General features: G+C 61.0%; 20 protein-coding genes. 12 read left to right on the plus strand and 8 right to left on the minus strand.

Annotated elements, in window-relative coordinates; all coding sequences use genetic code 11:
• Positions 1 to 163: 163 nt before the first annotated feature.
• The 3 genes from AC5P88_RS07465 to AC5P88_RS07475 are packed head-to-tail and all read left to right on the plus strand — an operon-like array spanning position 164 to position 1,406.
• A complete protein-coding gene (locus tag AC5P88_RS07465) occupies positions 164 to 619 on the plus strand; it encodes an SRPBCC family protein (protein ID WP_495224715.1) in 456 nt (151 codons plus the stop codon).
• An 11-nt stretch (positions 620 to 630) separates the two neighbouring features.
• Positions 631 to 945: an ArsR/SmtB family transcription factor gene (locus AC5P88_RS07470; RefSeq protein ID WP_495224716.1), complete on the plus strand. Its 315-nt coding sequence runs from the start codon at positions 631 to 633 to the stop codon at positions 943 to 945.
• A gap of 2 nt (positions 946 to 947) precedes the next feature.
• Entirely contained in the window at positions 948 to 1,406 is a 459-nt protein-coding gene (locus tag AC5P88_RS07475; protein ID WP_495224717.1) for an SRPBCC family protein, read from the plus strand.
• A gap of 34 nt (positions 1,407 to 1,440) precedes the next feature.
• Here AC5P88_RS07475 and AC5P88_RS07480 read toward each other — a convergent pair whose 3' ends face one another.
• The gene (locus AC5P88_RS07480; protein WP_495224718.1) at positions 1,441 to 1,818 is read right to left on the minus strand and encodes a hypothetical protein; all 378 of its coding nucleotides are present in this window, start codon (positions 1,816 to 1,818) and stop codon (positions 1,441 to 1,443) included.
• A 171-nt stretch (positions 1,819 to 1,989) separates the two neighbouring features.
• Here AC5P88_RS07480 and AC5P88_RS07485 point away from each other — a divergent pair, with 171 nt between their 5' ends.
• Together AC5P88_RS07485 and AC5P88_RS07490 are read left to right on the plus strand one after the other, a co-directional pair.
• Positions 1,990 to 2,367 (plus strand): DUF4180 domain-containing protein, encoded by a 378-nt coding sequence (locus AC5P88_RS07485; protein WP_495224719.1) that lies wholly within the window; start codon positions 1,990 to 1,992, stop codon positions 2,365 to 2,367.
• Positions 2,368 to 2,464: 97 nt separating this feature from the next.
• On the plus strand, positions 2,465 to 3,229 hold the full coding sequence (locus AC5P88_RS07490) for a COG4705 family protein (RefSeq protein WP_495224720.1): 765 nt from the start codon (positions 2,465 to 2,467) through the stop codon (positions 3,227 to 3,229).
• On the opposite strand, the gene AC5P88_RS07495 is transcribed toward AC5P88_RS07490, so the two are convergent.
• A complete protein-coding gene (locus AC5P88_RS07495) occupies positions 3,226 to 4,008 on the minus strand; it encodes a 3-hydroxybutyrate dehydrogenase (RefSeq protein ID WP_495224721.1) in 783 nt (260 codons plus the stop codon). The genes AC5P88_RS07490 and AC5P88_RS07495 overlap by 4 nt on opposite strands.
• 245 nt (positions 4,009 to 4,253) lie before the next feature.
• Here AC5P88_RS07495 and AC5P88_RS07500 point away from each other — a divergent pair, with 245 nt between their 5' ends.
• From AC5P88_RS07500 to AC5P88_RS07510, 3 genes are all read left to right on the plus strand, one after another.
• Positions 4,254 to 4,601, plus strand: a complete 348-nt coding sequence (locus AC5P88_RS07500; protein WP_227852190.1) for a hypothetical protein — start codon at positions 4,254 to 4,256, stop codon at positions 4,599 to 4,601.
• A 468-nt stretch (positions 4,602 to 5,069) separates the two neighbouring features.
• Positions 5,070 to 5,411: a hypothetical protein gene (locus tag AC5P88_RS07505; protein ID WP_021202901.1), complete on the plus strand. Its 342-nt coding sequence runs from the start codon at positions 5,070 to 5,072 to the stop codon at positions 5,409 to 5,411.
• A 5-nt stretch (positions 5,412 to 5,416) separates the two neighbouring features.
• Positions 5,417 to 8,623: a zeta toxin family protein gene (locus AC5P88_RS07510; protein ID WP_495224722.1), complete on the plus strand. Its 3,207-nt coding sequence runs from the start codon at positions 5,417 to 5,419 to the stop codon at positions 8,621 to 8,623.
• A gap of 89 nt (positions 8,624 to 8,712) precedes the next feature.
• Here AC5P88_RS07510 and AC5P88_RS07515 read toward each other — a convergent pair whose 3' ends face one another.
• The 3 genes from AC5P88_RS07515 to AC5P88_RS07525 all read right to left on the minus strand — a co-directional run bounded on the left by AC5P88_RS07515 (position 8,713) and on the right by AC5P88_RS07525 (position 10,947).
• Positions 8,713 to 9,192 carry a hypothetical protein gene (locus AC5P88_RS07515; protein WP_495224723.1) on the minus strand — a complete coding sequence of 160 codons (480 nt, stop codon included), beginning with the start codon at positions 9,190 to 9,192 and terminating at the stop codon, positions 8,713 to 8,715.
• 79 nt (positions 9,193 to 9,271) lie between these two features.
• Positions 9,272 to 10,009, minus strand: a complete 738-nt coding sequence (locus AC5P88_RS07520; RefSeq protein ID WP_495224724.1) for a hypothetical protein — start codon at positions 10,007 to 10,009, stop codon at positions 9,272 to 9,274.
• Between the two features lie 98 nt (positions 10,010 to 10,107).
• Complete coding sequence (locus AC5P88_RS07525; RefSeq protein WP_495224725.1) at positions 10,108 to 10,947, minus strand: type 1 glutamine amidotransferase domain-containing protein; 840 nt, start codon at positions 10,945 to 10,947, stop codon at positions 10,108 to 10,110.
• 96 nt (positions 10,948 to 11,043) lie between these two features.
• On the opposite strand from AC5P88_RS07525, the gene AC5P88_RS07530 reads away from it, so the two are divergent.
• The 4 genes from AC5P88_RS07530 (at position 11,044) to AC5P88_RS07545 (ending at position 15,112) form a co-directional block, all read left to right on the plus strand.
• On the plus strand, positions 11,044 to 11,967 hold the full coding sequence (locus AC5P88_RS07530) for a LysR family transcriptional regulator (RefSeq protein WP_495224726.1): 924 nt from the start codon (positions 11,044 to 11,046) through the stop codon (positions 11,965 to 11,967).
• A 545-nt stretch (positions 11,968 to 12,512) separates the two neighbouring features.
• Complete coding sequence (locus AC5P88_RS07535) at positions 12,513 to 12,869, plus strand: hypothetical protein (RefSeq protein ID WP_065175061.1); 357 nt, start codon at positions 12,513 to 12,515, stop codon at positions 12,867 to 12,869.
• Positions 12,870 to 13,151: 282 nt separating this feature from the next.
• On the plus strand, positions 13,152 to 13,751 hold the full coding sequence (locus AC5P88_RS07540) for an SLATT domain-containing protein (RefSeq protein WP_495224727.1): 600 nt from the start codon (positions 13,152 to 13,154) through the stop codon (positions 13,749 to 13,751).
• Positions 13,748 to 15,112: a reverse transcriptase domain-containing protein gene (locus AC5P88_RS07545; RefSeq protein ID WP_495224728.1), complete on the plus strand. Its 1,365-nt coding sequence runs from the start codon at positions 13,748 to 13,750 to the stop codon at positions 15,110 to 15,112. Before AC5P88_RS07540 ends, AC5P88_RS07545 begins: the two co-directional genes overlap by 4 nt.
• 66 nt (positions 15,113 to 15,178) lie before the next feature.
• Here the strand turns inward: AC5P88_RS07545 and AC5P88_RS07550 are convergent, their stop codons facing one another.
• From AC5P88_RS07550 to AC5P88_RS07560, 3 genes are all read right to left on the minus strand, one after another.
• Entirely contained in the window at positions 15,179 to 16,156 is a 978-nt protein-coding gene (locus tag AC5P88_RS07550) for a hypothetical protein (RefSeq protein WP_495224729.1), read from the minus strand.
• 163 nt (positions 16,157 to 16,319) lie between these two features.
• Positions 16,320 to 17,885: a glutamine-hydrolyzing GMP synthase gene (gene guaA, locus AC5P88_RS07555; protein WP_049483147.1), complete on the minus strand. Its 1,566-nt coding sequence runs from the start codon at positions 17,883 to 17,885 to the stop codon at positions 16,320 to 16,322.
• Positions 17,882 to 18,361, minus strand: a complete 480-nt coding sequence (locus AC5P88_RS07560) for a hypothetical protein (RefSeq protein ID WP_180875987.1) — start codon at positions 18,359 to 18,361, stop codon at positions 17,882 to 17,884. Before AC5P88_RS07560 ends, guaA begins: the two co-directional genes overlap by 4 nt.
• Between the last annotated feature and the right edge of the window lie 4 nt (positions 18,362 to 18,365).

An 18,365-nucleotide genomic window follows, 5' to 3' on the forward strand; every position in this document is an offset into this window, starting at 1 on the left:
AACCCGTCTCCCTCATGCTTCAGCCAGCCTGCGACCCAGTGACGCAGTAGTGCCAGGCCATGCCTGGCAAGTCCCTCCAAACGACCAGATTTGACATGCAGGCATTTGCCTGCATATATTCCACTCGACGGCGGCACCTGCCCGCCCACGCGAGGAACCTGCAATGGTGGATATCGCACATCGGGTCGGCATCAAGGCCCCCGCAAGCCAGGTGTACCAGGCCCTGGCGACCCCCGAAGGCGTCGCCGCCTGGTGGGCCGAAGACACCCATGGCGACCGCAACGTCGGCGGGACGGTGAAGGTCCGCTTCACCAACAACGGCCAGGAAATCGGCGCCATGCAGATGAAGCTGGAGCAGCTCGTTCCTGGCGAACTCGTGCTCTGGAAGTTCCTGGCCGGCCCCGCCGAATGGATCGGCACGCATGCGCGTTTCGCACTGAAACAGGAAGGCGACTACTGCATCGTGCTGTTCACCCACGAAGGCTGGAAGGAACGCGTCGAGTTCACCTCCCACTGCAGCACCAAGTGGGCGGTGTTCCTGATGAGCCTCAAAGCGCTGCTGGAAACCGGCAAGGGCCAGCCCAACCCGCACGACATCAGGATCGACAACTGGAACTGAAGACATCCCGCATGAATGCAGACAAGGTGTTCAAGGCACTGGCCGACCCCACGCGCAGGACGCTGCTGGACCTGCTCTGCGCAGACAACGGCCAGACCCTGGGCCAGCTCTGCGAGCACCTGGACATGGCCCGGCAATCGGTCACCCAGCACCTGGGCCTGCTGGAAGACGCCAACCTGATCAGCACGGTGCGCCGCGGCCGCGAGAAGCTGCACTTCATCAACCCGGTGCCGCTGCATGAAGTCTACGAGCGCTGGGTACGCAAGTTCGAGCAGCAGCGCCTGGGCCTGCTGCATGACCTGAAACGAGAACTGGAAGGAGAATGATGATGTCCGCAGAGACTACCTGCTTCATCCACGTGATCTACATCGCCTCCACACCGCAGAAGGTGTTCGAGGCCATCACCCGCCCCGAGATCGCCAGCCGCTACTGGGGCCATGAGAACGTCTCGGACTGGAAGCCCGGCTCGCGCTGGCAGCATGTGCGTGCCAACGAAACGCGCTCGGTCGAGCTGGTCGGCGAAGTGGTGGAAAGCACCCCGCCCTCGCGGCTGGTCATCACCTGGGCCGCCGCCTCACAGGCCGACAATCCCGCTGCCTACAGCCGGGTCACCTTCGAAATCGTGCCTTACCAGGACATGGTGCGGCTGACCGTTACCCACGACGAGCTTGAACCGGGCAGCGGCATGGATACCGGCATCCGCCAGGGCTGGCCGATCGTGCTGTCGAGCCTGAAGTCGCTGCTGGAGACAGGCAAAGGGCTGGATGTGTTTGCCAAGCCTAGCTGAGCATCGCAACCCGTAAAGAAAGAGCGTCGCCGCGCTAGTTGCAGGCGGCGACGTTCTTCCCCTGCCACACCGGCGATGAGGGAGTCAGGGTGTCAGACGGCGTGCCCGCCGCGCTCAGCTGGCCGTCCAGGTAGGTCAGCTGCATGCGCTTGCCGTCCTGGTGCAGTGCAATGGCATCCGTTGCACCACTCGCCAGCACAAGGTCATCGCCACGCCGCTTGACCTGCATCAGCTCCGGGGGAGTGGCCGCCCCCTCGTAGCGCTGGACCAAGGCATAGCCGCCGTCGACATCGCTGACGAATGACACCTCCAGGCCAAGCAGGTCGCCCGACTCGGCATGCCTGCAGACGCTGGAATACGTGGCGGCGCGTTGCTGCGTGTTGCCGCTGAACACCGGCCAGGACAGTGCCAACAGGCCCAACGTCACGGCAAGTGATGAAATCGACCTGGCCAACGTCCTTCTCCCCTTCCCTGTGCTGGGCGCAGCGTAGCGCGTTCGCCTGCAGGCTTCACGCTGTGCCCGCTCGCTGTCACAGACGCACACGACCATACTGGGCACACGACACGGATTTCAGGACACCCCATGCCCCCTTCTCTGGAACTGCTCGGCAGCACCCGCATCCTGCGCGTCGAGTCGCAGGGCCCTGCACTCGACGGCAACGGCCTGCGCGACCTGGTCGGCGACGCCCTCGGGCATCAGGCCGAATGGATCGCCATTCCGGTACAACGCCTGTCGCCAGACTTCTTCGAGCTTCGCTCCGGCATGGCCGGTCAGTGGCTGCAGATGCTGGTGAACTACCGCCTGCACTTCGCCGTGCTGGGCGATGTCAGCGCTTACCGCGCACAAAGTGAATCACTGGACGCGTGGATCACCGAATGCAACCGCGGCCACAACGGCTGCTTCGTTGCCGACTGGGATGCCCTGCTGGCTCGCCTTTCGGCCCCCGCCAGCGCGGGCTGAACGCCAGCCCCACGCTCACCCTCACCGAACCCGGTTCCGACTGCACTCCGACGCCGCCCGCCACAGCATCACCGGCAGGCTCCCCAGGCGACGTTCGATGAGTGCTTCAGACGCAGATTCCCTGCACAGCAAGGTGGCGGCGGTCACCCTCGGCTTCTGGGTGATGAAGATCGCCGCCACTACCCTCGGCGAGACCGCGGGCGACCTGCTGTCGATGACGCTCAACCTGGGCTACGTGGCCAGCTCGGCCATTCTGCTGGCGATCTTCGCCGGCCTGCTGGGCATGCAGTTGTCGGCACGGCGCTTCCATCCTGTGCTGTTCTGGTCGGTGGTGCTCGCCACCAGCACCGCCGGCACGACGATGTCCGACCTGATCGACCGCACGCTCGGCCTGGGCTACGCCACCGGCGCCAGCCTGCTGGCCGGTTGCCTGGCGCTGGTGTTGCTGGCTTGGCGGGTATCGGAAAAGTCGATCTCGGTCAGCAACATCGCATCGCGCCGCGCCGAGGGCTTCTACTGGACCGCCGTCCTGTTCTCCAACACGCTCGGCACAGCGCTGGGTGATTTCCTCGCCGACGATTCCGGGCTGGGCTTCACCGGCGGCGCGCTGCTGATCGGCAGCCTCATCGCGCTCACCGCGTTCGCCACCCGCATCAAGGGCATCAACCGGGTCATCCTGTTCTGGATCGCCTTCGTGCTCACCCGTCCGTTCGGCGCCACCTTCGGCGATCTGCTCACCAAGCCGCTGGAAAAGGGCGGCCTGGGCTTCGGCACCGTGGGTTCGTCGCTGGTGCTGTTCACCATTCTGGTAACGCTGGTGGCGCTACCGATGTTGCAGCGGCGCACGCAACCGGCACACTAACGGGCCGTCCAGCCCCCGTCCACCGGCAGCGCCGTGCCGGTGATCTGCGCTGCGGCGTCCGAGGCCAGGAACACCACCATCTCGCCCAGCTGCTCGGGCGTCACGAACTGCAGCGAAGGCTGCTTCTCGGCCAGCAGCGCGCGAGCGGCGGACTCCTGATCCGTGCCTTCCTTCTCCGCCAACGCGGTGATCTGCTGCTCGACCAGCGCCGTTCGCACCCAGCCCGGGCAGATGGCATTGGCGGTGATGCCGGTGCCCGCATTCTCCAGCGCGGTCACCTTGGTGAAGCCCACCACGCCATGCTTGGCCGCCACATAGGCCGACTTGTTCACCGAGCCCACCAGGCCGTGTACCGACGCGATGTTGATGATGCGGCCAGCGCCCTGCTGCTTCATGTGCGGCAAGGCCGCTGCCGTGGCATGGAATACGGCCGACAGGTTCAGCGCCAGGATCGCATCCCACTTCTCGACGGGGAATTCCTCGATCGAGGCGGTGTGCTGGATGCCGGCATTGTTCACCAGGATGTCGATGCGGCCCATCTTCGCCACGGCGTGGTCGATCAGTCCGCGCACCGCCTCGCCACGCGACAGGTCGGCGCCGTCATGCGCCACTCGCACACCGAACTCAGCTTCCAACCGCGAACGAATGCGCTCGATCTCCGCCGCATCGCCGAAGCCATTCAACACGATGTCGGCCCCTTGCCGGGCCAGCGCCGTGGCGATACCAAGACCAATACCGCTGGTGGAACCGGTAACCACCGCAACCTTTCCAGAGAACATGGGCGAGCTTCCATCAAGTACAGGCAACCAGTTTAGCCCCGCAGATCCACGCCACACGTGACTGCCGCGATTCCAGTAGATCCACGCCACGCGTGGATGCTCTCCCTCAACGTAGCCTCAACTCGATGATCCCAAGGACGGAGGCCGCTCGGGCACTCTGCCTGATGTCGCAAATGATATTGGACCCGCCAGGGAATATGCGGATACTCTTGAATCCGCATGGGTCTGCCGAAAGGGTGATAGTCATGGCTTTTGCTTCCCCTCCTGTCCCGGCGAACCTCCGGGAAATGCTCAAGGACTATCCGGAGCTTATCGAGAGGCTGCGGGAAGCGCTCATTTCCGTCAACACCAGAAGCACGGGGTCTTTACCGCCGTTTGAGGATGCAGTGTGGAAGCTCGAGGATTGTCTCGATAGCTTTATCAATGACGCCCAGGCTGAGCTGACGGCAGCTAAGGCATCAGGTGATGCTGAATTGATTTCAGCGACCGACGGCAAATTCAAGCTGATGTTCCGAGCGCGATCCGGCAATGGCGGAATGAAAGGTCTCCATGAACTTCGCGATTATTTCAAGGAATCGGAGAAGCGGCGCTAGTTGGAGCCGCATCTGCAATTGAGCCCCGCAAGTCATTTCGCCCGCATCTCTGATGTCATCCTTCCGGAAAGCCGTTTGGACCAAATTACAAGCCAGCTGATGCCTCATGCCTTCATTCTTGCGGAGTAGACATGACCAAGGTGAAGGAGAATTGATCCGTACCGTCGAATTTGAGATTCCCGAGCCAGCATGCTGAACGTCAGCGATCTGGCGGGCTACTTCTTGGCCAAAGACCGAGGCACGTGAATAGTCTTGTGGTGGCCGGCCAGCGCTGAAACGCCGACTGCCAGGAGAGAAAGTAGTCCCAAGAGCGGCATGAATGGGGCCAGCGCTAGGGTCACCCCAAGACGGAGGTTCCAGCTGGCAAGCCGGGAGACGATAGCCGACCTGCCGTGGGCAGCATTGAACTTGCCACTGCAAGTGCAGATACTCGTGAGAACGCATCAAATCGCCAGATAGGTGAAAGCCATGCCTCAGCCCCTTCCCCCGGTACCGGCAAAGCTCCTTGAATTGCTCAAGGACTATCCGGATCATATCCAGCAACTGCAGAAGGCTCTCAATTCGATAAAGAATAGAAGAATCAAGTCCACCCCACCCTTCGAGGCCGCAGTCTGGGAGTTGGAGGACTGTCTTAGCGCCTTCAAGATTGAAGCGCGCGCTGAAATTGACGCCGCTGTGGCATCAGGCGATCCGCAAGCGATCGAACGAGCCAAAGAAAAGGAACGAGTGATGTCATTTGCCAGGTCCAGCAACATTGGCCTAGCGAATCTCAGCGAGCTGCGTGCCCACTTTGACGCCAGTATGGAGTAAAGCTAATGGCCTCCAAGGATGGTCAGTTGCCGGCAGACGTGCATCAGCGGGTTCTTCGGGAAACGATCATTCCCGAGAGTGGCTTGAATCACCACACCTCACAGACAACACCAAAGGCCATCCTCCTCGCAGGGCAACCAGGCGCAGGAAAGGGCAGGCTGAAGGACATCAGCAGAGCGGAACTTGGCGGGAATGTAGTTGTCGTGGATCCCGACGAACTACGCGATGCGTATCCAGATGTAGAGCGGCTGTACGAGCGGCACCCGTACACTTGGGCCGGGCACACCCACGAGGACGCCAGCCACTGGGCGAAAGAACTGCGTGCGGGAGCAGTCGAGGGTCGTAGGAACCTCATCCTCGACACGACGCTGGGCAATGGTGATAGTGCGATCACGCTGATCAAGGATCTTCAGGCCAAAGGCTACGAAGTGGAGATTCGAGGCGTCGTCGCGCATCGGCTGGAAAGCGAACTTGGCGTGGATGCACGCTTTTCCAACTCTCTGGACAACTATGGCTTCGGCCGCTACGTCCCGGAAGACGTGCGCAAACACGTTTACGATGCCCTACCCGGAAATCTGGACAAGGTTCAGGCCGAGACAGGCATCCAAATTCGACTCTACGGACGCAAAGGCGCTCAGGTCTACGACAGCCATAGCGATACCCGCCTACCCGGCACAGCCCTGGAAGCGGAACGCGAAGCTCGGCTGAATGACCCGCGAATCACCCAGACACTGCGCGATGACTGGCGCGCACAAGGCCGCTGGCACGCCGAGCTTGAGGATACCCTGCCCCACAACACAAAGGTCAGCCCACCAACAGCGGCAGCCGTTCTCGATGAGCGCGCAACGCTCAAGGTTGTTGAAGGCATTACGCCCAACATCCAGGAAGCACGCGGCATCGACCACACCATCCGCGTGCGCCCAAACATGGTGCGGGGCGCCGTCATCGGTGGCGCCACAGCCACGGTCGTTGAAGCCGCCACGGAAGGAACAAGGATTGCCGACCTATACGCGCGCGACAACCGGACGGGCGCAGAAGCCACGCTGCTGGACTTCGGTGCACGCAGTGTCGGCGGTTGGACCGGTGCGGCCGTGGGCGCCAAGGTCGGTACGCTGCTGGGCATCGAGTCCGGCCCCGGCTCCATTGTTACCGGCATCATCGGTGGCGGGTTAGGCGCCTGGGGCGGCAGTGAGATCGTCGATTGGATCGAGAAGTACCAGATCAACAATCAGGCCGACAACACCGGCAGAATCTGGACGTTTGACCCGGCGCATCCCGAGAATGGCTGGACACACAGCGAGCGGGAGATCGTAGGCACCGTCGGTACCCTGGCCGATCGCCCGATCTACGGCGCAACCACGCTGCTCACGGCCGACGCCGAATTGACCCAGCAACTGAACTACCAGGCCTCAAGCAGGGCCGTCGGGCTGCGGCTCTCCGAGCCGGATCAACCGATCAATCCCTTCAGCATTGCCGGCGACGCCAGCGATACACCCAGCGCCCTTCCGCGTTCCTGGGAGCGCAACCCGGAGAACGGTGAATGGCGACGCGAGGTCGTCCATCAGGTCCTCGAACATGGCATCAAGAACACCACGGTCGAAGTTGCCGACGCCACCAAGGCTGCGCAGCTTGATGAAGCCGCACAGGGCATCATGGCCTTCAACGCCGCCCGGAGCTCGGCGGCCTTTGCCAAGCAGTATGAGGAGGCCTACACCGCACAAGGCTGGTCCCGGTACGGAGCTATTCCTGATGAAGTGATCTGGGCCCGTGAGCATCCCGATCACGTACTCGCCTCCGACGGACGCACCTATCAGCATCAAGGCGATGGTGAGTGGCTGCATGACGGCTGGATCTACGACTCGCTGGCCGAGGGCAACATCCGCGACGAGTTGAACCGAACCTATCCGCAGATCCGCGCCATCCAACAGATGGAGGCGCCCGTACCCGGCGCCCACGAACGCAGTATCGAAGCATTGACCGCCAACGAGCGCGATGCCCACGACCAAGCCATGCAGGAAGCCAATCGACTTGGCGTCGCGGCACCGCAGGTGCAGCAGATGGCCGCCGCTGCCGTGGCCGAGGTTCGCGGAGAGCACGCCGAAGAACGCCTGACGCCACAAGCCGTGAGTGATGCGCGCACCGTTGAACGCGTTGCACTTGCGCCCAACGAACCAACTCTGACGCAAGAGCATCGCGCTCCTCCGCCTGCAGCGCCGACGCCATCCGATCGTACGGAACCGGTGCAGGAACCGGCTCGCCGCGAAGCACCACGACAGGAGCCGACCGCAGCCGCTGCAACGCAACCTGCACGGGATGAGTCAAGCGAGCGGCAAGCGTATACCGAGGCAGAGCTTCCTGCGCACACGATGCCGGCAGCCTCCGTGCCGCCACCCGGCAGTCACACCGCTGAGCGTGCTCCCGCACAGCCAGAAGTGAGTGCGTTACCTACGCCGGATGTCGGGCCCCCGGCTCCTGCGCAGGAGCCCGTTACAACTCACAGCCACTCCCCGGCCCCGTCAATCCAGACCGAAGTGGCTGAAGCCGTGCCGGCTACTGCCCGCCTCCACGAAGCCGAAGCGAAGCCGGCGCCGGTCCAGCCGGAGTCAGACGTTCCAGTCACCCTCGCAGCAGCCGAGCCAGCTACGCCCGCGCTGATGACAGACGCGGCGCCCTTGGTCTCGAAGCACGAGCCTCCTTGCACCCCACCACACGTGGGGGCCCCGGTGGCATCGCCCTCAAGCGCAACAGTCCAGGAACCCGAAGCGCCGCCCGCACCCCTGCTGCCTACCCAGCCCGAGCATCCCGATCATGCGCTCTACCAACAGGTGCGCGAAGGCGTAGCGGCGCTGGACGCCAAACACGGTCGCACCTTCGACGAAGCCAGCGAGCGCATGACCGCCAGCCTGCTGGTGCTGGCCAAGGACAACGACCTGGACCGCGTCGACCACGTACTGCTGAGCAACGCCACGGCAGACAAACCGGCCGGTCACACCCTGTTCGTGGTGCAGGGCGAGCCCAGCGACCCGGCACACCAGCGCGCAGCAATGCCGACCGAACTGGCTGCGCAGACCACGGTGGAAGAATCCATGCAGCAGTTCGACGCCGTCAGCCGCGAAGCGCAGCAGCGCGCCATCGCCAACCAGCTTGAGCAGCAACTGGAAGATCAGCGCGTGCAGCAGGATATCCAGATCCGCGCCGCCAGCATGGGCTGAGTGGGTCAGACACGTGCGAGATCATTCTCAACAACCCGCCCTCCTGGCCCCTCTATTTGCCAATCAGCGCCGCTGATATCGCCGCACAATCAGAAGAACAGACCCGCTCGCTCAACGGTCGCCAGCGGGTTGGCCTTCCGCACCGCCTCCAGGAACAGCAGGAAATCGCGGTTGAACAGCGTCAGGTTGTTGGTGAACGTCACGCACTTTCTGCCCGACGCTCTGCTGAAGCACACCTGCCAGACATAGCGCCCGTAGATCTTGTCGGACGTTCGTGTGACTGAGGTGATCTGCGAAAGCGGAACCGCCGTGGGCACCGGCCCACGCCGCAGGTAAAAGGACTCCGCATCAAAGAAGTAGTGCTCGCGATCCTCTTTGCCATCCACCATCACCAAGGTCATGGACGTGCCGGAAATCCGGCGCGGGGCATGCAAACGCAGCCCCGATTTCACGGACGAGCGAGCAGTTGCTGCCATTCGCCGAAGGGTAAACCAGAGGATCACCAACGGAAGTGCCGCAAGGACAATGAAACCTACGGTCTTCAAAACAGTTTCCAGCGTGCTGGGCACACAGATCTCCAGGATGAACGTTCAGGCGATGCCCAAGTAGATCCACGCCGTGCGTGGATGACTCTCCCTCAACGCCCTTTCACTTCCAATGATCCGGCCCCAAAAACGGCAGGCTCAACACAAACACCGGAACCGCCACCGGCACCAACGCCGCGCCCAGCACCTTCCCGGCCGCCGTCCCAACCCCCGGCTTGTCCGTATCGTCCGGCCGGATCCGCTCGGCCCGCGCGGTAATCGGCTGCGCCAGCTTCGCCTTCGCGGCCAGCGCCGCAGCGTCCGGCAACTTCACCCGCTCGCCGTCACTCTCGAACAGCGCGCTGTAATAGCTGCCGCCCTGCCTGGAAAGATTGCAGTCCGGGTTGGCCGCAAGTTCGTAGCGGGTCCGGGCTTCAAGGATGTACGGCTGGCGCGTCAACGCAGCGATAGCCTTGGCCACCTGCGGGCTGATCTCCAACCGCTCCAGCTTGAACTGCGCCGCCTGTTCCGGCGTCACCTGCTCGGGCCGCAGCAGCAGCGCGTAGCTGCCATGCACCTTGGCCCGGTCGGCCGGCACGCGCCAGTCCTCACGGAAGTACAGCTGCGCGCAGACCACGGCCTCGCGCAGCGGGCTGTCCATCAGGGCACGGTAATCACGGAATGGCGAGGCATCGAAGCGCATCGGCTCGTCATAGACCGGCAGCAGGTACAACTTGCCGTCGTCGGCCACGAACGCGCCGGTGATCTCGCGATTGGAATGGTGGTAGTCCGGCCCACTGGCGCAGCCAGACAGCAGGCCAAGGCACAGGGCGGAGAGAATGAAGCGGATGGACGTTCGCATGTCTTAGTGAAGGGCTTCCCTGGAAAACCGGCCCCGCCGATAAGGACGAAGCCGATCCACCATGGTGCCACGGCACCGCATGCGATGCAGGGCCCGCCTTACTTCAGACGCTCCACCAACCGCTGCCCCACCTCCAGCGCCGAAGCCGGGTTCTGCCCGGTAATCAGCTCGCGGTCCACCACCACATGCCCGGTCCAGGGCGTGATGTTGCTGCTGAACGTCGCACCCGCCCGCTGCAACCCGGTCTGCGGGTAGAACTTCATCTCACCGCCGCCCAGCAGCGGCTTGGCCTGCTCTTCTTCCTGATTGCTGATCACCGTCATCTGGTAGCCGCTGTAGATCCACTTCGGCGTGGCCGGCGTCGCACCCGCCTCCAGCTTCGCCACGAAACCACCCGCATCCGGCAGCGTAGACAGCAGCGCGATCGGCCCGTGGCAGACCAGCGCGGTGGTCTTGTTGCGCTGGTGGAAGTCGGCCAGCAGCCGGCCCAGCGCCGGGCTCTTCAGCAGGTCCTGCATCGGCGCGTGGCCACCGGGAATGTAGACCGCGTCGAAGCGTGCGTAGCCCTGCTGCTCAACGCGCGCCAGGCTGACCACCGGCGAGGCGGTCGGCGAGGTCAGCGCCAGTTTATCCAGCAACTCCTTGTGCAGCGTCAGCTGCGCGGCATCGTTGCCGAAGTACGCCGGCGTCACCGAGGACGCATCCACCGTCGGCGCCCGCCCCTGCGGCGTGGCGAAGGTCACCTCGTGGCCCGCGTCCAGCAGCAGCTTGACCGGCTGCATCAGCTCGTTGAGATAGAAGCCGGTGGACAGCACCTTGCCGTCCTTCAGGTCCAGGTGGTTTTCATCGGACAGCACCACCAGCACGTTGGCGGCCTGCGCGCCGCTGGCGGCCAGAGTCAGGGCCAGCGCTGCGGCCAGCCGGGTCATCAGGTTCATGGGGAACTCCTATCGGGGAATGGCCGCCACTTTATTCATCGCCCCAGCGGCGATAAATTGGCCCCACCGCAAAACATCTGTTCCCCGGAGAGCCAAATGAGCCGCAAGTTCGACTACCTGGGCGATGTGGAGGTGTTCCTGGCGGTGGTCGAGCACGGCTCGTTCACGGCCGGCGCGGTGGCGCTGTCCACCACGCCCTCGGTGCTGAGCCGCGCGGTCACCCGCCTGGAGGCGCGGCTGGGCCGGCAGCTGCTGCAACGGACCACCCGCCGTGTGGGCCTGACCGACGCCGGGCGGCTCTATCTGGAACAGGCGCGCACGGCCTTTGGCCTGCTGGACGACGCCGAGCGCGACGTACAGGGCCAAGACGGCGCGCTGGCAGGCCGCGTGCGCCTGAGCGTGCCGACCACCTATGGCCACTACCGGCTGCCGCCCGTGCTGGCGCGCTTTGCGCAGCAGTACCCGCAGGTGCAGGTGGAACTGAACATCACCAACCGCAACGTGGACCTGGTGGCCGAAGGCTTCGACTTGGCCATCCGGCTGGGCCAGCTGCCGGACAGCGGGCTGGTGGGGCGGAAGCTGGAAGACGCGCCGCTGCTGCTGGTGGCCGCGCCGGGCTACCTGCAACGCCGTGGCACGCCGCAGACGCTGGACGACCTGCAACAGCACCTGTGCCTGCCCTTCGTGATGCCGCGCACCGGGCGGCTGGCGCCGTGGATCTTCCGTGACGAGGGGCGCGACGTGGACTGGCTGCCGCGTTCGTCCATCGAGACCTCCGACGATGTGCTGGGCGTGGTGTCGCTGGCCGAACAGGGCATCGGCATCTGCCAGAGCTACGAGTTCATCGTGCGCGAGCGGTTACAGCGCGGGCAGCTGGTGGAGGTGCTGCCGCAGCTGCGGGGGCGGTCACGGCCGTTCTCGGTGATCTATGCGCCGCATCGGCGGCAGTCCGCGGCGGCGCGGGCGATGATTGAGTTGTTGGTGGGGAACGCAGCCGAAGCTGAGGGCGGCGTCGGTTGAGGGTGCGATGCCTGTTAGGCAGTGTCGTGATTGAACCGGTTTTTCAGGTGCACGGGTGATCGGGCGGCGGCGCCATTCGATTTTGAGCCGAAAGGGGTGCTAAGAAGGCTGTCGCGCTATTCGCTTGTGGCGTGGGCGATTACGCCAGTTTGATTCGCAATCAGCAGGGTGACTGCGCGAATGCGTCTGGCGATGTCGCGTGCTGCACGAATGGTGCGTGCCACAATAGTTCTTCGCTCTCGATTCCTGCGATTTCTTCGGGAATTTCTATTGGCATTCGGAGCGACGGCGTAAACACCATGGCGCGCCACCGACAACGGGTGGCCGGGCGTCCAAACCCGAGACAGAGAGTTGTTTACGCTTACCCGTCGGCACCGTCTTAAACCGGTGCCGGCGGGTAATCCGTCGGCCTTTATGGCGGGCGGTGCGTGGGGGTCTCCGGACCCGCCGGTCTTCTGACAACTGTCTGTCCCGGTTTGGAACCCGCACCGTCCGCCACCCTCTTCGCGGTGGCGCTGTTAAGTACAGCCAGGGAAGCCGACGCCATGAACGATTCCGAGAACTTTTCCTCGTATACATCCGTTGAGCCCATCAACGACGACACCCCGCCGCCCGACCTCAACTCCCTGATCGGCATCCTCAAGCGCATCCGACGGTGTGAAGGCGCAGATGGACTGCCTTGGCCGGAGAACGATGTGTCGCCTGGACGGCGAGTCAGCCTCGCAAGGAGTGAGCGCGCGATGGTGGGGGCGCTGACGGTGCTGGAGGTGCTACATGCCGCGGACCGCTGCCGGGTGGCTGCGGACCCGGAGCGGCATTTGGATGAAGGGGTTGTGGATGGGCTGTTCCTGGCTTGTAGGGGGTTGGTTGAGTGGGCTTGTCGGGAGGTTAGGCCGGAGTAGGTGTGGCGCTCATCTGCCCCATGCCACCATTACCGACGATATGAGGCTCACTTCACTTGCAATAGCTGTAGGAGTAGGCAAGCGTGCTAGATGCCCCCAACTATGGCAGCTTAGGCCGAGTGATCACCATATGCCCACTTTGGCTTGGGCACCCATCTTCCTATTCAGAAGGTTTAACCGTAAGATCGGCCTCGGGGGCAGGCATTTCCTCTCGCCTAGGCGAGGGCGGCACTAATAAGTAACAGCTTCGGCTGTTGGGCTCCGGCCTACTGATCCTTTGGGATGTTCAACGGTAACCAAGACTCCCTGCCCCCTCTTTTCTTTTTCTTGGAGAGGGTCGTGAGGGACAAGATCTGGTTCACCTACAAGGCTCGAATAAAAGCTCACGAACGATTGGAGCGAATGGATTTCCATTCGCAACTCCTTTTGGTCTGGTACGCAATTCTGAGCTCGATCCTAGCCATTCTGAGCATCAGATATCCAACCATACTTGGCGATAACACCGACATATTGGGCGCCATACTTTCAATTGGCCTGCTAGCAATCTCACTATCTGTAACGAACAGGGATTTCAGAGGCCGCGCCATGCTGATGCGAGGGAACTACTTGCATTTGCAGAAACTTTACAACGACATCCAGCCAACCGGTCCAACTCTCGCAGAGCAAGATTTGTACGCCGGACTGCTCAGGGACAGCGAGAATCATACATCAATGGATGACATCTTGGCGCGGGTGTTATCCACTGGTCTGACAAGCAGAATTCCCACTAAAATTGAGTACGCAAGAGGCGTCGCATCAATAATACTAAGGTACATATTGATAATCACCCTCTATGCCACACCTTTAATTGCAGCGTACTGCGCAATGGATACTTGCCAATGAAGGCCCCTGAAAGTTTCAGAGCCAGGTTCTCGAAGGATCACTTGATCGAGATATACGCGGAGCGCATATCAAAGTCTTCAGCCATCGGAATCGACCGAGTAAAGCCTTCGACCCTAGGAGAAAGACTCGGGGATGAAATTTCGTTAATTCATTCAAAGATCATCCAAGGCAAGTACAAATTTACGGCCTATAAAGAGAAGCTCATATCAAAAGGCTACAACTCAAAGCCGCGACAAATTTCAATTCCAACCGTCCGAGACCGTATAACATTGCGCGCACTTTGCGAATGCTTGGGCGACGTCTATCCCGAAGCCAAGCTTAAATTGCCCCACATCGCAATCGAGACACTCAAGGGGAAACTATCATCCGGCGAATTTTCCGAGTTCGCGAAGATAGATCTTCAAGGATTTTATCCATCCATTCCGCACAAGCTAGTTCTTGGAAGCACTTGGAAGAGAATCAGGAAAATCGAAATTCGATCTCTAATCCGAAGTGCCATCACGACACCGACAGTGCCAGAATCAAAAACATCGAAGGGCCTAAAGCCTACCACAATAGGTGTACCCCAAGGCCTCGCAGTTTCCAATCTACTGGCCGAGATATCAATGATTGAAGTAGATAAACACTTCAATTCAATTGAAGGAATCTGGTATTGCAGATACGTCGACGACATACTCATTCTGACGTCAAATGATCAGGCAGCGCCGACTGCCAGTGAGATCATCACCAGGCTCAAGAAAATGGGTCTCAAGGCCCATGAGCCAGGAGGAGACTCAAAAACAAAGATAGATAAACTAAGCCAAGAGTTCAGCTTTTTAGGCTACCTCATCAGCAGCAATCGAATTCGAATTCGACGCGAGAGCATACTGAGATTTGAATCTTCAATTGCGAAAATTCTTACAGCCTACAAGCACAAGGCCTCAGCAGCCCGGAGCGATGCCGAGAGATCCAGAGCTCTCGCATACTGCAAGTGGAAAATAAACCTAAGAATCACGGGATGCACCTTCAACAACAAAAGACTCGGATGGGTTTGCTATTTTTCACAGATCACAGAAACATCACAGTTACGCGCCGTAAACTGGACAATCTCCAAGCTAATGAATCGCTTTGGGCTAAAGGATAAATTCAAACCCAAGTCCCTTATCAAGACATACTATGAGCTCAGTGGAAAGAGCTTGGAGGCTGGGAGCTACATCCCAAACTTCGATAATCTTAGCGCCGCACAGAAGCGCGAGCGCCTATCAATGTGGCTTGGAGAGCGCGTAGCCGCAATGTCAGACGAGAAAGTAGACCGACTCCTCACTTTAAAAATTACAAAGGCAGTGAGAGACTTGGAGTCCGACATCGTGCACGCATACTAGAATTTTTAAAATTCCATGTGATTGAGAATTAATTATCAATTCCCCCTTCAGTTCCCAGACACTAAATCACGCGCGATGAAACCTTGAAACCGCAGAATCAAAGTCGTCAAAATGCGCTCCATGCACAAGATAGGAAAAAACCTGACGAAGAATAGATCTTAGATGAATCGCATCACCCCAAATCGCCGGAGGGAATGGACAGTCCCCAAAGCGACTGGCCGGATGTATTGCAGATATCCTGCTCTCATAGAACTCACCAAGATATTTCTCAAAATCACTAGGTGCATCAAAGCCATAGGGTTCGTCAAAGACTCTGCGCAACCATCTAGCGGCGTCGTTCGCGGAGGGATTTGGGTTCCCCGCTTTGATTAGCTCCCTCTGGATCAGGGAGAACGAAGCATCCATCGCGATATAAATGGAGAGCACGGACTCCTCGCCAAACTCCTGATGGCACCCAAGCATGTCAGACTTCACCAGCGCCTGAATGCCGCGCATAAGGACTAGATTTCTCGGATCGATACTACGATATGAGCTTGGAAATCTACTCATCGCTACGGATTCCGAGCTCAGCAGATCATATCTCGCACAACCAATGGATGCGGGAATACCTGCAGTTCCGTTCGGATTCAATAGGAAATCCGAAGAATTCAAAATACGAGATCTGATCAACTGGACGACATTAACGTCCGCCAGATCGAGTTCGTCCGGCTCCAAAACCAAATGCCGACCAATTACTGGGTACAGCCGCACCCAAGCTTCGTCAATTACCTGACAGAATAGTAATGACCCCAATATTCGAACTTGCGCGGGAGATGCCCATGCAAATTCCGAAAATGGCAATTCGTCGGCAACCGACCTCCATCCGCCGCACTTTACGACGGAAAACGCGATATCTTCATCCGCGTGAAAGAAGCCGTCCTCACAGAAGAAAGTACCGAACGGATATGCCCCTCCTTCCGCACGGAAGATCATCAATCGAGCCTTTTTCTGAACGCCTCCTCGAGAATTTGCGATCGCCAATGATAATTCGTGGGGATGCTGCATCCTAAATCCCTTTCTCCTAGCCCGTGTTCGATCCGCAATCCCCGCCAGAACTTGCCGAAGTTCTGGATCGCCCAAGTTCTTTCCACTTTAGAACATTTTCGAAATGTATCCACTAAGCCATGTAAACAAGAAGGGCGCCTTTCGGCGCCCTCGTTCTTTCAACTCACTCCCACTCAATAGTAGCCGGCGGCTTCCCCGAGATGTCATAAACCACCCGCGACACCCCCCGCAACTCATTGATGATCCGGTTGCTCACCGTACCCAGGAACTCATACGGCAGATGCGCCCAGTGCGCCGTCATGAAGTCAATCGTCTCCACCGCACGCAGCGCAATCACCCACTCATAAGCCCGCGCGTCACCCACCACGCCCACCGACTTCACCGGCAGGAACACGGCAAACGCCTGGCTGGTCTTGTCGTACAGGTCGGCCTTGCGCAGCTCATCAATGAAGATGGCATCAGCCTTGGCCAGCAGTTCGGCGTATTCCGGCTTCACCTCGCCCAGAATGCGCACGCCCAGGCCAGGGCCGGGGAACGGATGGCGGTAGACCATGGTGCGCGGCAGGCCCAGTTCAACGCCCAGGCGGCGCACTTCGTCCTTGAACAGCTCGCGCAGCGGCTCCACCAGGCCCAGCTTCATGTGCTCCGGCAGGCCGCCCACGTTGTGGTGGCTCTTGATCACATGCGCCTTGCCGGTCTTGCTGCCGGCCGACTCGATCACGTCCGGGTAGATGGTGCCCTGCGCCAGCCACTTGGCGTTGCTCAGCTTGTTCGACTCTTCGTCGAAGATCTCAACGAACAGGTTGCCGATGATCTTGCGCTTGGCTTCCGGGTCGCTCACGCCTTCCAGCGCCTTGAAGTAGCGGTCGGCGGCGTTCACGCGCACGACCTTCACGCCCATGTGCTCGGCGAACATCGCCATCACCTGGTCGCCTTCCTGCCAGCGCAGCAGGCCGGTATCCACGAACACGCAGGTCAGCTTCTCGCCGATGGCCTTGTGCAGCAGCGCAGCCACCACGGACGAATCGACGCCGCCGGACAGGCCCAGGATCACTTCGTCATCGCCCACCTGTTCGCGCACGCGGGCGATCTGGTCGTCGATGATGTTGGCGGCGGTCCACAGGGTCTGGCAGCCGCACACGTCCACCACGAAGCGGCGCAGCAGCGTCTGGCCCTGCAGGGTGTGGGTCACTTCCGGATGGAACTGCACGCCGTACCAGCGCTTTTCTTCGTTGGCCATGGCGGCCACCGGAATGCGGTCGGTGGTGGCGGTGATGGTGAAGCCCGGCGGCGCAACGGAGACGTGGTCGCCGTGGCTCATCCAGACATTCAGCTTCGGCTCGCCGCCGTGGTCGCTCAGGCCCTTGAACAGCGCATCCGGGTTGATCACGTTCACTTCGGCGTGGCCGAACTCGCGCTGGTCAGCGGCTTCGGTGGCACCGCCCAGCTGGGCTGCCAGGGTCTGCATGCCGTAGCAGATGCCGAAGATCGGCAGGCCGCTGTCGAACACTTCCTGCGGTGCGGCCGGGGCGCCCGGCAGCGTGGTCGATTCCGGGCCACCGGACAGGATGATGCCCTTGGCGCCGAAGCCGGCGATCTCGGCCGGGTTGTGGTCCCACGCCCAGATTTCGCAGTAGACGCCCAGTTCGCGGATGCGGCGGGCAATCAGCTGCGTGTACTGCGCGCCGAAATCGAGGATGAGGATCTTGTCGTTATGGATGTTGGTCATGGTGCCGTTCCAGTGGTGTTTTTCGCAGCGCCCGGCGCTTCAAGGCTCTGTGTCAGCGTGGCGATGAACGCCTCGCGTTGTTGAATATGTGAGGGGTCTTCCTCGTCCCAGCGCAGCATCAGCAGGCCGTGCGGTGCGGTGGGGTTGGAGCGGTCAGCGCGCGGCAGCTCGGCGATTTCCTGCACTTCGGTGCCGCGCACGATGCGCCGTTGAAAGGCGTGCATCGGGTAACCGGAATCTACGGCGTTGCCCCAGAACGCGGACTGCACGCTCATCCGTTTCGGCTCCAGCGGCCCCAGCTCGGCGGTGACCACAGGATCTTCAAGCCTGTCACCCAGATCGGTAACGCACCGCAGGATGACCTGCAACGGGCGCTCGCCGGTGCCTTTCAGCAGCCAGCGCTGCTCGCCAGCGGCCTGCACCTGCCAGCCCTTCGGCAGCGAGAACGCGTTCTGGCACGCCTGCACGTGCTGCAATTGC

The organism is Stenotrophomonas sp. YJH_SMC_8 (assembly GCF_059371315.1).